This window comes from Candidatus Chlorohelix sp. (genome assembly GCF_037138995.1).
In the GTDB taxonomy this organism is placed as follows: domain Bacteria; phylum Chloroflexota; class Chloroflexia; order Chloroheliales; family Chloroheliaceae; genus Chlorohelix.
Window position 1 is genome coordinate 23,382 of record NZ_JBAXHI010000016.1, and the last position, 17,728, is coordinate 41,109.

A 17,728-nucleotide genomic window follows, 5' to 3' on the forward strand; every position below is an offset into this window, starting at 1 on the left:
AGAATTTAAATCAGTATTCTGTGCGTTTTTCAGCAAGTGATTAGTAATTTGTTCCAGATATTTGATTAGAAATACTTACTTTTGCTTTACTGCTTTTGCCTCAGTAAGTTTCTCTGCCAATGCCCGCGGGGTGGTCAAACGATTCCATTCAGCCCAATCTCTTTTGGATGAATAATCAAATTGCCCGATGCTGACCTGCCCATCAAATGTTACCAGTTTGGCACGAAACTGATAAGAACCATATTTCCAGACTACATTTCGAGTAGCAACATTCTTTTCTTCATCCACCAAACTTTCGTCTAATACAACTTCATCGCAAAAACGACGAAGGGCATTATTCAATAATTTAGCCTGGGTATCTTCACTAGGTTCAGATTCTATATAATCCAACGAAAAAGCTAATATATCAGACATTTGATAATTCTCCATGAAAGTAATCACCTCTATAATTATACTTGCTACCTATTGACATTACAAGTTAAATATCTGAATTTGCGTACAGTGTGCAACTACCGCCCTAAACACCCGTAGCAAGCTTAAACTCATTAACTGAATTTTAGATAGCAGCATTTCCTATGCATAAAAATATTTTAGCATGCCTACATAACAAACTAGATTACAAAATCAACATACCGATGCTTTCCGTCTAATCTAAATCATACCGCAACAAAATAGGCTTGACTTTCTCTTATTTTAGGATTACTGTGTATCTTGTGGACATGTTTGCCTTTCCCCACAATATTGTAATTGAGAAACGAAGGGTTTGGAGTTTTTAAGTCAAAAGAAGGAAACCGCTATGAGTACGAGTCAAAATTACGTAGATGTAGCTTTCCTGCGCTATCGTACCGGTCACAAGGAAACCAACGCTTTTCTGGCAGTACCAAACTTTCCCGGTCCCTTGCCCGGCATAATAATCGCGCATGATATCTTTGGTCTTGATGACCACATTAAGGATGTAGCAATCCGTTTTGCCAAGCTTGGATATTCGGTATTGGTTCCCGATTTCTATTCAAACAAAAGCGGTATGGGGGCTAGAGGTCACAATGGTCCCGGTCCTACTACCACCTATGAGCAGCGTCGTGATATTCGTAGAAAGACTGCCGATTTAATTGCGGTCAGTGATATAACACGAGGTTTTGAATATTTCACTAGAGAAGGCTATGCCGATGCAAGCCGTATAGCAATTGTTGGCTTTGGCTTTGGCGGCACTATAGCGACTCTGGCAGCAGGACAAACTTCAAACTTCGCAGCAGCAGTTAACTTCTACGGAGATTTGATTTACCCTAAATATTTGATTAGCCGAGTAAAGCCAGAATCTCCAATTAATTATGTGCCTTTCATCCAAGCTCCTTACCTAGCATTCTACGGAGCGCCGGAAGAAGACATTTCACTTCAGGACGTGCGTGCATTGGAAAATGAGCTTCGCTCACGTAACAAAATTTACCAGTTAAAGAGCTACCCTCGCGTCCCCAACGGCTTTTTCAATGACAATCGCCCAACTGTTTATAATGAGGCTGCTGCTAAAGAAGCTTTCGAAATTACAACCACCTTCTTGAGTCGTAATCTGAAAAGCGTCAGCGCAGTATTGCCAAAAGTCAGGGTAACATCTGGATCCCGTATTTAGGATAACGTAAAGGCTCAATCTTTGGTAAAGGCACACCAGCATAAAGGTGTGCTTTTTAATTTTTATATACTCCCGGAAAAATAAAATAAAAAGGGAAGAAAAGGCATAACCTCTCTTCCCTGAAAATTCTATAACACCGGTGTAAAGCGGAGAAATTACCGCTTGGTGTACTGAGGTGCTTTGCGGGCGCGTTTGAGACCCGGCTTCTTGCGCTCCTTCATACGAGGGTCGCGAGTCAGGTAACCGCTCTTCTTGAGGGTTGGGCGCAGCGTATCATCAGCCTGTAGCAAAGCGCGGGCGATGCCGTGCCGTACCGCTCCGGCTTGACCACTTACACCACCACCGACAACCTTGACCGAAACATTATAGCGACCTAAGTTGTTGGTAGCCCGCAAGGGCTGGGTAATAACAATCTCAAAAAGTTGCCTAGCACCGAAATGCTCCACAATAGTTTTATTATTTACCGTAATCTGACCGGTGCCGGGATAAAGACGCACACGCGCCACGGCAGTTTTGCGTCGCCCGGTTCCGTAGAAATAGTTCTTATTCAGCGTAGCCATCTTTCTCCTTAACCAAAGCTACGAGCAAAAGCTCGATTAGCTTTCCTTCAGATATTTAAACTCATATTCTTTAGGCTGCTGTGCAGAGTGCGGATGTTCTGACCCAGCATAAATCTTCAACTTCTTAATCATAGCCCGCCCAAGCTTACTATGGGGTATCATCCCCTTTATCGCATCAAACAGCGGCCAAGTTGGGTGCCTATTCATACGGTCACTGAGATTTTCCTGCCGAAAACCACCAGGCCACATGGTATGATGATAATAAATTTTATCATTCAGTTTATTACCTGAAACCACAATTTCTGCGGCATTTATTACCACTACAAAGTCACCAGTATCCATATGGGGAGAGTACATAGCTTTATGCTTGCCACGTAACAAGGCAGAAACCTCGGTGGCGACTCTACCCAGGGTTTGCCCTTTGGCATCAATTATATGCCATTCGCGCTTGATATCAGCTGCTTTGGGCGAGTATGTCTTAGCCATTCCTGAATAACTCCTGATTTTAAAACCTCGGTTAATATTTTACCGATACAAGATACAATCCGCACGGTGGGGCGGTAGGCCCTGCCCGACGGCGATCACATGCCGCAAAGATTTCTTCAAACTCGTGCAGGCTTATTTTTCCTGCACCGACTTCCAGCAATGTTCCAACAATATTCCGTACCATATGCGGCAGAAATGCGTTAGCGGCAACCCAGAACTCGATTAGGCTACCTTTCCCTCTACGCCACTCAAGCCGGCGTAACTCACGTATCGTACTCGGTTTACCTTCGCTCTCGATGTCTGGGACACCTATACCTGCTCCGGCAAAACTGGCAAAATCATGACTACCTACCAGAATTTTGCCCGCTTCCACCATACTGTTCACATCGAGCGGGGTCTTAACCCAGTGAACATACCTTCGGCTTATGGGAGAGCGGCTTCTCCGATTTAGTATTTCATAGCGGTATTCGCGCTCTGTGGCACTGAAACGGGCGTGGAATTCCTCGCCCACTTCTTCCACTATAACAACCGCCAAATCGGCGGACAGAAGAGCGTTTAAACCTCTCCAGAAAGTTTCGGTCGAGTGGTTACTATTCGTTTTAAAATTAGCAACCTGACCTTCCGCATGAACACCCGAATCAGTTCTTCCTGCCAATTGTACCCGGCAATACACCCCAGATGATAATCCGGTTAATTCTGCAATTGCCCTTTCAAGCTCACCCTGTACAGTACGCCCGTTAGCTTGTAACTGGCTACCTGCAAAGTTTGTACCGTCATATTCCAAAACAAGCTTGATATTACGCACAAACCCGCCCTACCGAACAGTTATTGATTAAGCTGGTACGAACTCTATAATCACCATCTCCGCATTATCACCCAAGCGAGTACCCAATTTAATAATACGGGTATAACCACCTTTGCGATCGGTATAGCGCGGACCGATAACTGTAAAGAGCTTATTTACCGCCGCAGAATTGGACAATTTACTGGTTACAATACGGCGACTGGGGATATTATCCTCAACGGAGATTCTAACCAGATGTTCAATCATAGGCTGGATTTCTTTAGCTTTAGCCTCAGTAGTCCGAATGCGTTCGTGAGCAATAACTGATATCAGCAAATTGCGGAACATTGAGAGGCGCTGCCCTGTAGGTCGGTCAAATTTGCGACCGGCTACTCCGTGTCTCATGATCTAAATCCTCGCGATTATATCTTTTCTAACTATTCGTCGTCCAACCCACTGTTGCCGCCGTAGAAACCATCGTCACCGTCACCGGATGTAAGCGAGCCATCCTCATCGGAGTCCTCATACAAGCCTGTGCCAGCAAAAGGCCCAATTGGAGTGGCAGTGCTCATAAAGCCATGCCTAATCAATTGTTCTCGCAACTCATCGTAAGATTTCCGCCCGAAATTGCGAACACTCAATAGGTCTTTTTCATCCATTGCCAGAATTTGACCAACTTTAGTAATATTGCTGCGCTTTAAGCAGTTATAAGTACGCACTGACAAATTCAGGTCTTCGATCGGCGTTTCATAAAGTTTAGGTTCGATAGTTCCAACGCCCGGCAACTGTTCCCGTTCCGGTTCAGTGGTGCGGTTAAAGTTGGCTATAATTTCACTATGCTGCCTCAGAATAGTAGCAGCTTGGCTAAGAGCTTCGCCCGGTTCAATCGAACCATCGGTCCAGACCTCCAGCAACAATCGGTCATAATCAGTCATCTGACCAACGCGGGTATGTTCAACCACATAATTTACGCGCGGTATAGGCGTGAAAATTGCATCCACCGGGATTACACCGATAGGCATATTGTCACGGTTTTCCGCAGGTATATAACCCACGCCTCTCTCAACCGTCAATTCCATATCCAAACGGGCATCAGCGCTATCTAGCGTAGCAATCGGTTGATCACTATTAATGATTTCAACCAACTGACCCGGCGCTTCAATATCGCCAGCACAAGCTACCCGTTCGCCCCGCAAGGACAGATTCATGCGTACCGGACGTTCACTATAGCTGCGCAAACGGATTCGCTTGGCATTCAAGATAATCTCTGTCACATCTTCCTTTATATTAGGAAGGGATGTAAACTCGTGAGACACACCATCTATCTTGATTGAAGTAATCGCCGCGCCAGGAATAGATGATAGCAGGATGCGACGCAAGGCGTTACCCAAGGTTGTACCGTATCCGGGCTCCAGCGGTTCAATTTTAAACCTGCCGTAATTCTCCGCAGTAGCCACATTCTCGACCTTCAACGCTACATCGAACAAGGTCTCCAGCCTCCTCTTCCTTAGTTGGGGAACCGGGTTAAATAATATCCAATCCGGTTGCCGACAATTGACTACTAGCGGCTATAATATTCGACTATAAGGTTAGTCTCAAGTAGCGAATCAATTTCGGCATGCTCAGGCAACCGCACTACTCGACCAGTTAAACCCTTAGCGTCAAGAGTAAGCCAAGACGGAGCATCATGCTTTCCAATGCTATCCGCCACAACCTTGAAATAGGTCTTTTCCTTGCTTCTTTCGACAAGGGTAACCGTATCACCGATTTTGGCTATATAGGAAGGTATGTCAGTTTTGTGTCCGTTTATAGCAAAATGACCGTGTCTGACCAACTGTCGCGCCTGCTTACGGGAATCGGCAAACCCCATCCGGTAAATCAGGTTATCCATTCGCAATTCCAAAATCTGGAGCAACCGCTCACCGGTAGCACCGGTTTGTCGCCGCGCTTCATCATAATGTTTGCGAAATTGCTTTTCCAGCACTCCGTAAATGCGACGTGCTTTTTGTTTCTCACGCAACTGCGTACCATAATCGCTGAGTTTGCGCTGGCGTTTTGCGCCGTGTACACCGGGTGTTTCCTGTCGGCTCTCAAAGGCGCATTTGGAAGTCATGCAACGTTCCCCTTTGAGCATTAACTTTACACCTTCGCGCCGACAGAGCCTGCAGACCGGACCAGTATATCTAGCCATTATTCCTCACTAATTTATATTCGTTAGACGCTTCAGATCAATCTTTTATACACGCCGGCGCTTGGGCGGACGACAACCGTTGTGTGGGATCGGGGTAACATCAGTAATAGATACCACCGAAATACCACTCGCCTGCAAGGAGCGGATTGCGGCTTCACGCCCGGAGCCCGGACCTTTCACAAATACCTCTACCTGACGCAAGCCATGATCCATTGCCCGGCGTGCAGCACCTTCCGCGGCTACCTGTGCAGCATAAGGGGTGCTTTTCCGAGAACCCTTAAAATCGCTTGCGCCTGCACTACCCCAAGCTAATACATTACCCTTGGGATCGGTCAAAGTAACAATTGTATTGTTAAAAGTAGATTGAATATGCGCCTGCCCCTTCGGAATATTCTTCCGCTCCCGACGTTTTACTTTGGCAACGCGCTTTTTACCGCCACTTTTCTCAGCCATCCTTGCTCCTTTAGCTCAGCCTACCAGTGGGAAAGCCCACCTGGCAATTAAAACTAGATTACTTCGTTGCTTTCTTTTTACCGGCAACGGTACGGCGAGGCCCACCACGGCGAGTACGTGCGTTAGTACGGGTACGCTGCCCGCGAACCGGTAACCCGGCGCGGTGGCGTTTGCCACGATAGCAACCAATCTCTACCAGGCGTTTAATATTCAGGTTTACTTCTCGACGCAAGTCACCTTCTACGCGGTACTCACGATCGATTATTTCACGCAACCGATGAACTTCATCATCAGTAAGTGTATGAACCCTGGTATCGGGGCTTATATTAGCCGTTTCAAGAATTTTCTGACTCGTTTTTAGCCCTATACCGAAAATATAGGTGAGACCTATTTCAACTCTTTTATCGCGGGGTAAATCAACCCCGGCAATTCTCGCCATGCGGTCTATCCTCCAAAAATCTTACTAGCCTTGACGCTGTTTATGTTTAGGAGTAGAACAAATTACCATTACCACTCCCTTACGCCGGATTATTTTGCATTTTTCGCAGCGCGGCTTCACCGATGCACGTACCTTCATCGCTAAATCCCCTCAATTTACACGATTATAACACTCTAAATTTAAAGTGCTTTATATCGTTTTAGTTTTTCCCTGTTTATACAGACAATTGCAAATTGTACCACAACCTATGTAGATTTGGCAAACTTCCAAAAGGCATTTCAATATTATTATCATAGCTGGGTTGCCATTTACCCTGCTATTTTTTTACTTGCGACGATAAGTGATTTGCTTTCTTATAAGTCATAAGGCGATAGCTTTACCAGAACGCGATCACCGGGCAAGATACGGATGAAGTTTAATCAGATTTTTCCGTTCACCCTACCAGCACTTTGTGACCTTCTTCCCGTTCTACTTGGAACATAGCGTTGGGTAAAAGGCTTCAATCACTTTTCCTGCTACCTCGATTAAATTTGCTCGCCTGTTTTATGTATTTCTACTTTTACAGGTAAGAATAGCGGTCCCATCTACTCACTTTGCAGAGAAACCGCCAACTAGAAAATGTCCTTATTTAACAGATGCCTGCCGCTTGCAATGAGTCATTACGCCAACAACGACTCAGTAACTCCCCCCGGCTGTTCCACTTTCTTAAGAGCACTTATCAGGTCTCGATTGACTTCTTCCACTTCGCGTTGCCCGTCTATTTCAATGAGCAAATCACGTTTTTGGTAATAATCTATCAATGGCAATGTCTGGTTAAAATAAACCTGCAAGCGTCGCTCGGCGGTTGCGCGAGTATCATCTTCTCTCTGGTACAAATCGCCACCGCAACTGTCGCATACCCCTTTTACGCGAGGTGCGCTGTACACTTCGTGATAAGGAGTTTGACATGACCTGCAAATCCAGCGACCACTAAGGCGGCTTAACAGTTCTTCGTTTTCCACCCTTATGTATAATACTGCGGTTACGCCCTGTCTAAATCCATTTTGCAATGCCACATTTAACGCATCGGCTTGCGGAATTGTACGCGGAAACCCATCCAACATTGCTCCATGAGTACAACTAGGCGTTGACAGGTGCTCTACTATCATATTGATAACAGTTTCATCCGGCACCAACTCGCCACGATCCATAAAACCTTTGGCTTGCAAGCCTAAATCTGTACCACGTTTGATGTTATCTCTTAACAAATCGCCACTGGATACATGAGCTATATCCAATCGTTCCGATAACAATTTGGCTTGAGTGCCTTTTCCTGCCCCAGGTGCTCCAAGTAAAATTATATACATCGCGGCTCCTTCCCTAAACTTCCATCTTCGCAAGTTGCCTAACCCAAATATGCGCACTTTGTGAAATGCTACACTATTATAACATAGGCTTAAGAAGGACAACAACTGAAAAGTAGAGCAGAACGTATCAATTTTGTATATGGTTTGTATAGCCCTACTTTATCAGGTTTATATCAGAGCTACCCTTTTTTAACGGAGTATGCCCTGATATTCGCGCATGGTCAACTGGGCTTCAAGCTGTTTCATGGTATCCACAGCTACACCAACCACAATCAAAAGCGATGTACTGCTCAAAAATGTATTGACTTGAGACTGGACTATAGCACCCAGCAAGAAGGGTAACACCGCAATCGTGCCTAGAAACAAAGCTCCCAGCAAGGTTATACGGTTCAAAACCTTCATTAAAAAGTCATTGGTTGGTTTGCCCGGTCGGTATCCCGGTATAAAGCCACCTCTATCCCGGAGACTTTCCGTAATATTTTGTTGATTAAAGAGTACGAGTGTATAGAAATAAGTAAAACCTACCACCATTCCAAAATACACTACTTGATACAAAATACTGCTAGGACCAAAATTCACAACTACCCAGTTTGCAGCTTGGCTTATCACATCATCGGGCTGGTTGGGGCGAACAAAGAATCCTGCCACCGTAGTTGGAAATATGATAATACTGCTGGCAAATATTAGCGGAATCATACCAGCTGAGTTAACTTTTAAGGGTATATATGTGCTTTGACCACCATAAACCCGGTTGCCCTGCGTTTGACGCGGGAACTTGACCGGGATTTTGCGTTGCCCTTCTTGCACCAACACAATTCCTACAATCGAGAGTAAGGCAACAACTGCGATAATCAAGATTGAGATGATGTTTTGAGCAACCCCCGTTTGGCTAGTACGCACCAAGGTTGAAGGCAGGTTCGAGACGATACCTCCAAATATAAGCACTGAGACACCCTGACCAATACCAAATTCGGTTATTAACTCACCCATCCAGACCAATATCATCGTTCCGGCTGTCATAGAAACAACTACGGTAACGGTTAGCCCGAAGTCAGCACTTGCGCCGAATAATGAGAGCTTTTGAGCATCAGTTCCGGTAATTACATTCTGGCTCTTAAGTAATACTATTTGACCGTAAGCGGTAACTGCCGCAATCGGTACAGTTATGATATGTTGCCAGCGATTAATTACAGCGCGACCTCGCTCACCCTCTTTTGAAAGGTTTTCCAGTGCCGGTATAATCGGCTGTAACAACTGCATAATAATTGTAGCAGTAATATAGGGATATACCCCAGTTGCCACAATCGAGAAGTTACTGAGACTTCCTCCCGAAAATATATTCAAAAAGCCCAGCACACTACCGATACCTTGGCTACTACCAGCAGGCGCATCAACGCCACTTATCAGGTTGGTAAGCCTAGATTTAATCTCACTTGAAATACCGGGCAACGGAACGTGGGCGATAACTCTAAAGATTACCAGAATACCCAGCGTAAAAAATATGCGTCGCCGCAGGTCAGGTATTCCAAATGCTTTGATAACAGCTTTTAGCATTGTTGGTGATTTTCCTCCGCAGGATTTAGGTTTAGCATCAGGTTGCAGGGTTTAGTCTGCTATAGGCAACTTTGCTATTATACAAGATTTTGTCCAATAGCGATTTTATATCCTTTAACCTGACGCTTTATAACCTAATCGGCGTCTTCCTCACCGCTCTCAGCGGGAGTCAATTCCTCATAGTTGCCACCGGCAGCCGTTATCTTCTGCTTTGCGCTTTCGCTTAGGCGATGAACTCTTACCGTCAGAGCTTTGCTAATCTCGCCCCTACCCAACACCTTTACCGGTTTGTTGGTACGTATAAAGCGACGTGCTATCAAAGTCTCAACTGTAACCTCGCCACCTTCCCAATCTTCCAATTGCGAAAGGTTTACCACTTCATATTCAACCCGATTTGGATTGTTGAATCCGGTACCACGTTTGTAACCGGTACGCTTAAAGGTGTTAACCTTTGAAGGTGCGCCTTCAAACCAGACCGGTACTTTGTGATGTCCAGTACGAGCTTTTTGACCTTTCTGACCGAAGCCGCTGGTCTTTACCAAACCCGAACCGTGACCACGACCTACGCGCTTGGGAGCCGAGGTGCTACCAGGAGCCGGTTTTAAGTCATGCTGTTGCATTAATTTATACTCCTTAACCTACTCTTCGACCTTCACCCAATGGCGCACGTACTTAATCATACCTCGCACCGCCGGGTTATCCGGCAGCGTGTTGGACTGGCGCAAGTGGTGTAAACCCAACGAAGCAATAGTTTGCTTGTGGTCAGCGCGCGAACGAATAGTGCTTCTTACCAATGTAAAGGTAACAGTCTTACCCGTAGTTTCCGCTTGATTGTTCACTTTATTATCAGCCATCGCTTACCTATTTCTTACAACTTATCTCAAGTGTAATTTCCGATTTATAAGGGGCAACATTCAAAATGTTTACCCCTCAAAACGGATTTCCTGTTAATTAGCGGAAGACTCGCCGCCACTCGCTTCAGTTTTTGGAGCTTCAGACTCAGGTCTCACTCCATTATCACTTCTGGGAGTGCCTCTACCAGCAGGGCGGTTTCCCCCACCCCTGCGGTCATCACGACGCTGACCGCCAGCGCCACCGGGTTTGCCACGACCACCGCCATCCCGGTCTTTTCTGTCACGGCGAGGACCACGATCGCTACCGCTGGAGACAGGCACAAGGATACCGAACTTGCGCTCAGGTACTGCCACCTTCTCATCGGTAGGACCAAGACCGAAGGTGCGGAACGGTTTGCTACGCTTGATTTCTTCGTCATTACGCACTTTCAATTGAGAAAGCGCTAACAAAGTAGCACGCACGGTGTTAACCGGGTTGTTGTTACCCAGCGACTTTGAGAGAATATCCTTGATACCTGCGGCTTCAAGAACAGCACGTACCCCACCACCCGCGATTACGCCGGTACCCGGAGAAGCTGGTCGCAGCATTACTTTGCTAGCGCCGAACTTCACGGTAATTTCGTGTGGTATGGTGGTACCCTCAAGAGGCACTCTGATCAGGTTCTTCTTAGCATCTTCAGCGCCTTTGCGAATGCTATCCGGCACTTCACCGGCTTTACCGATACCCGCGCCTACATAACCCTGACCATCGCCAACCACTACCATAGAGCTAAAGCTGAAGCGGCGACCACCTTTTACCACTTTAGCTACGCGGTTGATTTGGACCACGCGCTCTTCCAAATTCAATTTGCTTGCATCAATTCTTGCCATCTGAATTCGCGCTCCTTAAAAGTCCAAACCGGCTTCGCGGGCGGCGTCAGCCAGTGCCTTAATACGCCCGTGATAAAGATAACCGCCACGGTCAAAGACCACTTTGGTAATGCCTTTCTCTTTGGCGCGCTCTGCTACAATCTTTCCAACCAGTTTCGCCTCATCAGTCTTGTTGATACCGTCCTTAAATTCAGGGCGGGCCTCCTTATCCATCGTACTCGCTGAGACAAGGGTATGACCGATAGAATCATCGATCACCTGCGCGTAGATGTGGTTGGCGCTACGGAAGACGTTGAGGCGCGGTCTTTCGGGTGTGCCACTTATCTTGCTGCGCACCCGAATCTGCCGCCGCTGTCGCGGACTCAAATCTCGTCTAATTCTGCGCATAGTCTTTTACAAGCTCCCTATATTAGGTCAGAGTATCAATACCCTGCACCTGTAGTCTTATTTCTTGCCAGCTTTACCGGCTTTACCAGCCTTGCGGCGAATTACTTCACCGGCTAAGCGAATGCCTTTGCCCTTGTAGGGTTCCGGCGGACGCAACGCCCTGATACGAGCGGCTTGTGCGCCTACAATTTCTTTATCTATGCCCTGCACCGAGACTTTAGTAGTACCCTCTACTACATATGTAATACCATCGGGGGGCTGTAACTTAGTAGCATGACTAAAGCCTAGTAATAGCACCAAGTCATTGCCATCTTTGACAGCACGGTAACCTACGCCAGCGATTTCTAAGTCACGACGGTAGCCAGCACTCACTCCGACAACCATGTTGTCAAGCAAGGTACGGGTCAAACCATGCATAGCGCGACTTCTGTTGCTATCATCCGGACGTTTTACCTCGATGGTGGCATCGTTTCGCTCAAAGATAATCGAGGGTTCTAGCTGGCGCGATAATTCGCCTTTAGGTCCCTTGACATGAACGAGGTTGCCTTCCTCAATATTTACCTCTACGCCCTTGGGAAGGGTTATCGGCTTGCGTCCAATACGCGACACTTTTCCGTCCTCCTATTTAACTACCAGACGTACGCCAGCACTTCGCCGCCTACTCCAGCACGCCATGCTTGCCGCCCGGTCATTACACCTTGCGGAGTACTAACTATAGCAATGCCATAGCCATTCATTACTTTTGGAATTTCGCTACGCTTGGCGTATATGCGCAAACCGGGACGGCTGACGCGCTTTATGCCGGTAATAACTGCTCGTTTAGAGCCACCACTGGCACTGCCGACGTATTTTAATTGTATTTTCAGCAACTTCATTGCTTCAGTCTGCTCTTCGGAAAAATTCAGGACATAGCCTTCATCCTGCAGAATCTTTGCAATAGATACCTTCAGCTTGCTGCTCGGCATTATTACTTCCGAGTGGCGAGCCGAGGATGCGTTCCTGATTCGGGTCAACATGTCCGCAATCGGATCGGTTACGTTCATCTATAAACTCCCCTTAAAAGCCTTCTCTCAGCGGGACTTTCTGCCCAACACTGTTATCTCGAGGCGGTCTTTGCTCTTACGCTACCAGCTTGATTTCTTGACACCGGGTAAAACGCCTTTCAGAGCGTTTTCGCGGAAGCAAATGCGGCACATCCCGAATTTTCGCATATAGGCGCGGGAACGTCCGCAAATCTTGCAGCGATTATAACCCTGGACCTTGAACTTCGGCTTGCGTTGAGACTTAACAACCATTGATTCTTTTGCCATCTTGTCCGGTTTCCTTCTGCTTATGATCTGCGGAACGGCATACCCAGAAGCCCAAGCAGCTTCTGACCTTCTTCGTCGTTCTTGGCAGAGGTAACTATCGTCACCTCCATACCGCGCAGTTTATCAACTTTATCGTAATCAATCTCCGGGAAGATGATTTGTTCCTTCAAACCCAGAGTATAATTTCCGTGTCCATCAAATGACTTGGTAGGTACTCCAGTAAAGTCACGGACACGAGCAAGCGCTATGTTCATAAGGCGATCGAGGAATTCGTACATTCGATCCCCACGTAATGTAACGCTTACGCCTATAGGCATTCCTTCTCTTAACTTGAAGGCAGCAATGCTTTTCTTGGCGCGGTTCACAATTGGTTTCTGCCCAACTATCGCGGTAAGGTCACTTACTGCGGCATCCAACGCTTTAGCATTGGCAATGGCTTCACCCAAACCCATGTTGATTATTACTTTGTTAACTCTAGGAACCTGCATTGCATTCTGGAAGTTAAATTCCTTCATCAATGCCGGTATAACTTCTGCTAGGTATTTAGTTTTGAGATTAGGTACTTGCGCTGCATGACCTATTGCTTTCTCTACTGTAACACCTTTTGGGGCGCCTTTGGAAGATGCCGACTGGGATTGTTGCTGTTGCGGCTTTCCTCCCTTTGACGGTTGCTTACCCCCTGCTTTGCCTTTATCTGCCACTTAACTGTACGCTCCTTCCCGCTCCAAACCTATTCGGGTAACCTTGGCGGCCCCCGTTGACCTGCCACCTTACCCGTACCGGGCAGTGAAGGGCAGCGGTCTTTGTGCGGGCTAATAATTGTTCCAGTTTAATTTTTAAGTTAGTTCCCCGCTTACTCAGCGGTATGTCTGACCCAACCGGTTGAATCCGGGATAGTTGCTCCGCAATCAGGGTTTTTGCAGAAACGAACTTTCTCGTTATTTTCTTCACGGAAGCCTATTCGCACTGCCTCATTGCAACTCGGGCAAACCAGCATTACATTGCTAACTTGCAGAGGTGCTTCTACTTCCACAATACCAGTTTGACGTATCTGGGAGCGGGCTTTGATATGGCGTTTTACTATATTAACGCCTTCCACGATTACCTTATTACTTTCAGGCAATACGCGTTTTACCTTGCCTCGTTTCTGTTTATATTTCCCGGTGATTACCTGTACCGTATCACCCTTCCGCACTTTTGCCATTTCCGTTACTCCGTTTATCCCTAGATACGCTTTATAATACTTCTGGCGCTAGGGAGACTATTCGCATAAATTGTTTCTCGCGCAACTCACGCGCGACAGGCCCGAATATACGAGTGCCAGTCGGGTTATTGGTAGCAGGGTTTATAAGCACCGCTGCATTGTCATCGAAGCGGATATAGCTGCCATCTGGACGGCGGTATTCTTTTCTAGTGCGAACCACTACAGCAGTTACCACCTGACCCTTTTTGACCTGACCACCGGGCGAAGCCGATTTTATGGCGCAAACTATAATGTCGCCTATACCCGCATAGCGACGGCTGCTGCCACCCATCACCCGGATGCACATAACTTCTTTTGCTCCGGTGTTGTCGGCGACCTTGAGACGAGTAGTAGGCTGTATCACAGGGCAACTCCTCTTTCGATTATCTCTACCAGCGTGAAGCGTTTTTCCTTGCTGATAGGTCGGCACTCTTCAATTCGTACCACATCGCCCAACTTTGCAGTGTTTTCTTCGTCATGCGCCTTAAATTTGGTATGACGACGAATAGCCTTCTTATACAACTTATGTTTCTTAAGATATTCAACTTCTACCACGATGGTTTTATCCATCTTGGTACTCACTACCTTGCCGACCTTAACGGTACGCACTTTTTTCGGCTCGGTAGCGGCAGAAGCTGTCTCTTTAATTTGTTCCAGATTTTCAGCCATCATTTCGTTCCTTAAAATTCAACTACCAGCCTGTTATTGCGCCACCAGATTATGCAACTCGCGCTCCCGCTGAATTGTCTTGATGCGGGCGATTTTTTTCTTAACCTGACCAAAACGCGCCGGGCTGGGATTCTTGTAAGCAGCCAACTGAAAGCGCAGGTTAAAGAGTTCTTTATTCAGGTCTTGGACTTGCTCTTCAAGCTGCTCATCATTCAAGGCGCGTAGTTCATTAATTCTCATCTTTAACTACTCCTCGCCCTCTCCGGCTTCAGCATTATCTTCCACCAATTCCACTTCTTCTTCCGCGGCAATGCCGGGTTTGGGAGCAGTTAGGCGGTCAACGAACTTGGTTCGTATAGACAATTTATGACCAGCAAGGCGCATAGCCTCTTCCGCCAAGTCACGGCGAACGCCGCCAATTTCAAATAAAACTCTACCGGGCTTAACTACTGCCACCCAATGATCGGGTGCGCCCTTACCGCTACCCATACGGGTTTCGGCAGGTTTGGCGGTTACAGGCTTATCCGGGAAAATACGTATCCAGATTTGTCCGCCGCGCTTCACATAGCGAGTAATGGCACGCCGAGTTGCCTCGATTTGGCGGCTATCAACCCATCCCGGTTCAAGAGCCATCAAGCCAAACTCGCCGAAGGCTATGAAATTACCGCGGGTTGCTTTGCCTGTCATTCTCCCGCGATGTTGCTTGCGGTATTTGGTTCGTTTAGGCATTAACATGGCACATTACTCCTCCGCGCTGGCTTGAACCGGCATCAGGTTCACTTTCTTCATCTGGCCCGGCAGTACATCACCCTTGTAAATCCACACTTTTACGCCGATGCGTCCGTAAGTGGTAAAAGCGTGTACCAAGCCGTAATCAATATCGGCACGGATAGTTTGAAGCGGGATTCGCCCATCCTTTTCCATTGCGTTTCGCGCCATTTCAGCGCCTGCCAAACGACCGCTGCACTTGATTTTGATGCCTTTAGCACCCAAACGCATAGCACGGGTAACCGATTGCTTCATGGCACGTTTGTAATTCACGCGCTTTTCGATTTGTTCAGCGATACTCTCTGCTACCAGATAGGCATCGAGTTCAGGCTGGCGAATCTCTTCGATATTGAGCTTCACCTTCTTACCCGTCATGTCCTCGATTTCTTTCTTAAGCTGATCTACCGCTTGCCCACTCTTTCCGATAACAATGCCGGGCTTGGCAGTATGCAACGTGATTTCGAGGTTAGTCGAACTTCGCTGAATTTCGATTTTGCTCAAAGCCGCTGCCTTCAGACGACCGAAAATAATCTTCCGCAGCTTAATATCTTCATGCAGTAAGTTGGTATATTCCTTTTCAGCGAACCAACGGCTCTGCCAGTCTTTCGTTACGCCCAGCCGGAAGCCGATAGGATTAACTTTGCGTCCCAATTATTCCTCCTCTCGCTCTTCTACCGTAACTGTGATGTGGCTTAACCGCTTTACGACTCGGTCAGCGCGCCCTCGCGCTCTGGCATGAATACGCTTGAGACGGGAGCCTTCATTCGCCATGATGGCTTTGATATACAATTTCTCTGGCGACATAAGAAGGTTATTTTCGGCATTTGCTCTGGCACTTTGCAGTACCGCTGCTACATCTCGTGCCGAATGCTGCGGTAAATGCTTTAATATTGCCAGCGCATCATCTACCTTCTTACCCCTAATAAGATTCACCACCAAGCGTACCTTGCGAGGCGAGTGATGAACGGATTTTACTGTAGCGCTTACTTCCATTTCCTCACCTACCGCCCTTTCGCTTTCTTCTCGTCACCTGCGTGACCCCGGAAATTGCGGGTTGGCGAAAATTCGCCTAACTTGTGACCCACCATATTTTCGGTTATATAAACCGGTACATGGCGACGACCATCATACACTCCGATGGTATGACCTAACATCTGAGGGAAGATAGTGCTACTTCGTGACCAAGTCTTCAGCACTTTTTTCTGCCCTGCAGCGTTCAATCCTTCTATCTTAGCCAGCAACCGCTCTTGGATAAACGGTCCCTTTTTTAATGACCTCGACATCTTTCCTCCACCAAATCACTTGTTTCCCCCCTTCCCCTATTGGAAAAGGGGGGACGGGGATTAGGTTAATCCTTACCTTACTTAGTTCTGCGCCGTATAATAAAGCGGTTTGTACGCTTGTTGTTACGGGTGCGATAACCCATTGCCGGTTTACCCCACGGAGTCTTGGGATGTTTCAAACCAATCGGTGCGCGACCCTCACCACCACCATGGGGATGGTCTCTCGGGTTCATTACCGAACCGCGCACGGTAGGACGGATGCCCTTCCAGCGAGATTTACCTGCCTTAGCCCAACGCTCGTTTTCGTGGTCAAGGTTGCCTACCTGTCCGATGGTTGCCATACATTCGATTCGCACCAATCGGAATTCACCACTAGGCATACGCAGAGTAGCATACTTGCCCTCTTTCGCCATAAGTTGCGCCACCGTACCGGCTGAACGCACTACTTGACCGCCATGCCCAGCGTACAATTCAACGTTGTGAATCTGAGTACCGAGCGGTATATTCTTTAGCGGTAGGGAGTTCCCCACGCGAATTTCAGCTTCAGGCCCACTCTTTACGTTATCGCCCACTTTCAAACCATGTGGCGCTAGTATATAGCGTACCTCACCGTCAGAGTAGCGCAACAACGCTATTCGGCATGAACGGTTTGGATCGTACTCTATCGCTATTACCTTTGCAGCCACTCCAAACTTGTCGCGTTTGAAATCTATAATGCGGTAGCGACGTTTATGACCACCACCTTGGTGGCGTACTGTAATACGACCTTGATTATTGCGCCCAGCCTTACTCTTAAGAATGATTGTGAGCTTCTTTTCGGGCTTATGTTTGGTAATATCCGAGTAATCGCTGATTGCGCGACCCCGGCTACCGGGCGATGTAGGCTTAAACTTTTTTATTGGCATTT

28 protein-coding genes and 3 pseudogenes are annotated in these 17,728 nt (G+C 47.2%); 1 reads left to right on the forward strand and 30 read right to left on the reverse strand.

Annotated elements, in window-relative coordinates; translation table 11 throughout:
• Positions 1-75: 75 nt before the first annotated feature.
• The gene (locus WCK19_RS09155; protein ID WP_342397080.1) at positions 76-414 is read right to left on the reverse strand and encodes a hypothetical protein; all 339 of its coding nucleotides are present in this window, start codon (positions 412-414) and stop codon (positions 76-78) included.
• A 382-nt stretch (positions 415-796) separates the two neighbouring features.
• On the opposite strand from WCK19_RS09155, the gene WCK19_RS09160 reads away from it, so the two are divergent.
• Positions 797-1,624, forward strand: a complete 828-nt coding sequence (locus tag WCK19_RS09160; protein ID WP_342397081.1) for a dienelactone hydrolase family protein — start codon at positions 797-799, stop codon at positions 1,622-1,624.
• A 155-nt stretch (positions 1,625-1,779) separates the two neighbouring features.
• On the opposite strand, the gene rpsI is transcribed toward WCK19_RS09160, so the two are convergent.
• The 29 genes and pseudogenes from rpsI to rplB all read right to left on the reverse strand — a co-directional run bounded on the left by rpsI (position 1,780) and on the right by rplB (position 17,726).
• Positions 1,780-2,175 (reverse strand): 30S ribosomal protein S9, encoded by a 396-nt coding sequence (gene rpsI / locus WCK19_RS09165; protein ID WP_342397138.1) that lies wholly within the window; start codon positions 2,173-2,175, stop codon positions 1,780-1,782.
• A gap of 45 nt (positions 2,176-2,220) precedes the next feature.
• Positions 2,221-2,670 (reverse strand): 50S ribosomal protein L13, encoded by a 450-nt coding sequence (rplM, locus tag WCK19_RS09170; protein ID WP_342397082.1) that lies wholly within the window; start codon positions 2,668-2,670, stop codon positions 2,221-2,223.
• A 31-nt stretch (positions 2,671-2,701) separates the two neighbouring features.
• Entirely contained in the window at positions 2,702-3,475 is a 774-nt protein-coding gene (gene truA / locus WCK19_RS09175; RefSeq protein WP_342397083.1) for a tRNA pseudouridine(38-40) synthase TruA, read from the reverse strand.
• 27 nt (positions 3,476-3,502) lie between these two features.
• The gene (rplQ, locus tag WCK19_RS09180; RefSeq protein ID WP_342397084.1) at positions 3,503-3,859 is read right to left on the reverse strand and encodes a 50S ribosomal protein L17; all 357 of its coding nucleotides are present in this window, start codon (positions 3,857-3,859) and stop codon (positions 3,503-3,505) included.
• Between the two features lie 179 nt (positions 3,860-4,038).
• Positions 4,039-4,941: pseudogene (locus tag WCK19_RS09185) on the reverse strand (DNA-directed RNA polymerase subunit alpha); the annotation flags it as partial.
• Between the two features lie 74 nt (positions 4,942-5,015).
• The gene (gene rpsD / locus WCK19_RS09190; RefSeq protein WP_342397085.1) at positions 5,016-5,645 is read right to left on the reverse strand and encodes a 30S ribosomal protein S4; all 630 of its coding nucleotides are present in this window, start codon (positions 5,643-5,645) and stop codon (positions 5,016-5,018) included.
• Positions 5,646-5,690: 45 nt separating this feature from the next.
• Positions 5,691-6,098 (reverse strand): 30S ribosomal protein S11, encoded by a 408-nt coding sequence (gene rpsK, locus WCK19_RS09195; RefSeq protein WP_342397086.1) that lies wholly within the window; start codon positions 6,096-6,098, stop codon positions 5,691-5,693.
• Between the two features lie 58 nt (positions 6,099-6,156).
• Positions 6,157-6,537 carry a 30S ribosomal protein S13 gene (gene rpsM / locus WCK19_RS09200; RefSeq protein ID WP_342397087.1) on the reverse strand — a complete coding sequence of 127 codons (381 nt, stop codon included), beginning with the start codon at positions 6,535-6,537 and terminating at the stop codon, positions 6,157-6,159.
• A 24-nt stretch (positions 6,538-6,561) separates the two neighbouring features.
• A complete protein-coding gene (gene rpmJ / locus WCK19_RS09205; protein ID WP_341467534.1) occupies positions 6,562-6,675 on the reverse strand; it encodes a 50S ribosomal protein L36 in 114 nt (37 codons plus the stop codon).
• 186 nt (positions 6,676-6,861) lie between these two features.
• Positions 6,862-7,062, reverse strand: a pseudogene (infA, locus tag WCK19_RS09210) (translation initiation factor IF-1).
• A 134-nt stretch (positions 7,063-7,196) separates the two neighbouring features.
• On the reverse strand, positions 7,197-7,883 hold the full coding sequence (locus tag WCK19_RS09215; protein WP_342397088.1) for an adenylate kinase: 687 nt from the start codon (positions 7,881-7,883) through the stop codon (positions 7,197-7,199).
• A gap of 189 nt (positions 7,884-8,072) precedes the next feature.
• Positions 8,073-9,437 carry a preprotein translocase subunit SecY gene (gene secY, locus WCK19_RS09220; RefSeq protein ID WP_342397089.1) on the reverse strand — a complete coding sequence of 455 codons (1,365 nt, stop codon included), beginning with the start codon at positions 9,435-9,437 and terminating at the stop codon, positions 8,073-8,075.
• A gap of 134 nt (positions 9,438-9,571) precedes the next feature.
• Entirely contained in the window at positions 9,572-10,057 is a 486-nt protein-coding gene (gene rplO / locus WCK19_RS09225; RefSeq protein ID WP_342397090.1) for a 50S ribosomal protein L15, read from the reverse strand.
• Between the two features lie 18 nt (positions 10,058-10,075).
• Entirely contained in the window at positions 10,076-10,291 is a 216-nt protein-coding gene (gene rpmD / locus WCK19_RS09230; RefSeq protein WP_341467529.1) for a 50S ribosomal protein L30, read from the reverse strand.
• A gap of 393 nt (positions 10,292-10,684) precedes the next feature.
• Positions 10,685-11,161 (reverse strand): annotated as a pseudogene (gene rpsE / locus WCK19_RS09235) (30S ribosomal protein S5); the annotation flags it as partial.
• A gap of 15 nt (positions 11,162-11,176) precedes the next feature.
• Positions 11,177-11,548, reverse strand: a complete 372-nt coding sequence (gene rplR, locus WCK19_RS09240; protein WP_342397091.1) for a 50S ribosomal protein L18 — start codon at positions 11,546-11,548, stop codon at positions 11,177-11,179.
• 57 nt (positions 11,549-11,605) lie between these two features.
• Complete coding sequence (gene rplF, locus WCK19_RS09245; RefSeq protein ID WP_342397092.1) at positions 11,606-12,157, reverse strand: 50S ribosomal protein L6; 552 nt, start codon at positions 12,155-12,157, stop codon at positions 11,606-11,608.
• A 20-nt stretch (positions 12,158-12,177) separates the two neighbouring features.
• Complete coding sequence (gene rpsH, locus WCK19_RS09250) at positions 12,178-12,591, reverse strand: 30S ribosomal protein S8 (RefSeq protein ID WP_341467526.1); 414 nt, start codon at positions 12,589-12,591, stop codon at positions 12,178-12,180.
• Positions 12,592-12,672: 81 nt separating this feature from the next.
• Positions 12,673-12,858: a type Z 30S ribosomal protein S14 gene (locus WCK19_RS09255; RefSeq protein WP_341467525.1), complete on the reverse strand. Its 186-nt coding sequence runs from the start codon at positions 12,856-12,858 to the stop codon at positions 12,673-12,675.
• A 20-nt stretch (positions 12,859-12,878) separates the two neighbouring features.
• Positions 12,879-13,439 carry a 50S ribosomal protein L5 gene (rplE, locus tag WCK19_RS09260; protein ID WP_342397139.1) on the reverse strand — a complete coding sequence of 187 codons (561 nt, stop codon included), beginning with the start codon at positions 13,437-13,439 and terminating at the stop codon, positions 12,879-12,881.
• Positions 13,440-13,711: 272 nt separating this feature from the next.
• The gene (rplX, locus tag WCK19_RS09265; RefSeq protein WP_342397093.1) at positions 13,712-14,062 is read right to left on the reverse strand and encodes a 50S ribosomal protein L24; all 351 of its coding nucleotides are present in this window, start codon (positions 14,060-14,062) and stop codon (positions 13,712-13,714) included.
• Between the two features lie 31 nt (positions 14,063-14,093).
• Positions 14,094-14,465, reverse strand: coding sequence for a 50S ribosomal protein L14 (rplN, locus tag WCK19_RS09270; protein WP_341467523.1), 372 nt, complete (start codon positions 14,463-14,465; stop codon positions 14,094-14,096).
• A complete protein-coding gene (gene rpsQ, locus WCK19_RS09275) occupies positions 14,462-14,770 on the reverse strand; it encodes a 30S ribosomal protein S17 (RefSeq protein WP_342397140.1) in 309 nt (102 codons plus the stop codon). Before rpsQ ends, rplN begins: the two co-directional genes overlap by 4 nt.
• A 33-nt stretch (positions 14,771-14,803) precedes the next feature.
• Positions 14,804-15,010, reverse strand: a complete 207-nt coding sequence (gene rpmC / locus WCK19_RS09280) for a 50S ribosomal protein L29 (RefSeq protein ID WP_342397094.1) — start codon at positions 15,008-15,010, stop codon at positions 14,804-14,806.
• Positions 15,011-15,016: 6 nt separating this feature from the next.
• A complete protein-coding gene (gene rplP, locus WCK19_RS09285; RefSeq protein WP_342397095.1) occupies positions 15,017-15,505 on the reverse strand; it encodes a 50S ribosomal protein L16 in 489 nt (162 codons plus the stop codon).
• 6 nt (positions 15,506-15,511) lie between these two features.
• Positions 15,512-16,189: a 30S ribosomal protein S3 gene (gene rpsC, locus WCK19_RS09290; protein WP_342397096.1), complete on the reverse strand. Its 678-nt coding sequence runs from the start codon at positions 16,187-16,189 to the stop codon at positions 15,512-15,514.
• A complete protein-coding gene (rplV, locus tag WCK19_RS09295; RefSeq protein ID WP_341467518.1) occupies positions 16,190-16,531 on the reverse strand; it encodes a 50S ribosomal protein L22 in 342 nt (113 codons plus the stop codon). It abuts the gene before it with no gap.
• A gap of 8 nt (positions 16,532-16,539) precedes the next feature.
• Positions 16,540-16,821 carry a 30S ribosomal protein S19 gene (gene rpsS / locus WCK19_RS09300; protein WP_342397097.1) on the reverse strand — a complete coding sequence of 94 codons (282 nt, stop codon included), beginning with the start codon at positions 16,819-16,821 and terminating at the stop codon, positions 16,540-16,542.
• Positions 16,822-16,898: 77 nt separating this feature from the next.
• Positions 16,899-17,726 (reverse strand): 50S ribosomal protein L2, encoded by an 828-nt coding sequence (gene rplB, locus WCK19_RS09305; protein ID WP_342397098.1) that lies wholly within the window; start codon positions 17,724-17,726, stop codon positions 16,899-16,901.
• Positions 17,727-17,728 lie beyond the last annotated feature (2 nt).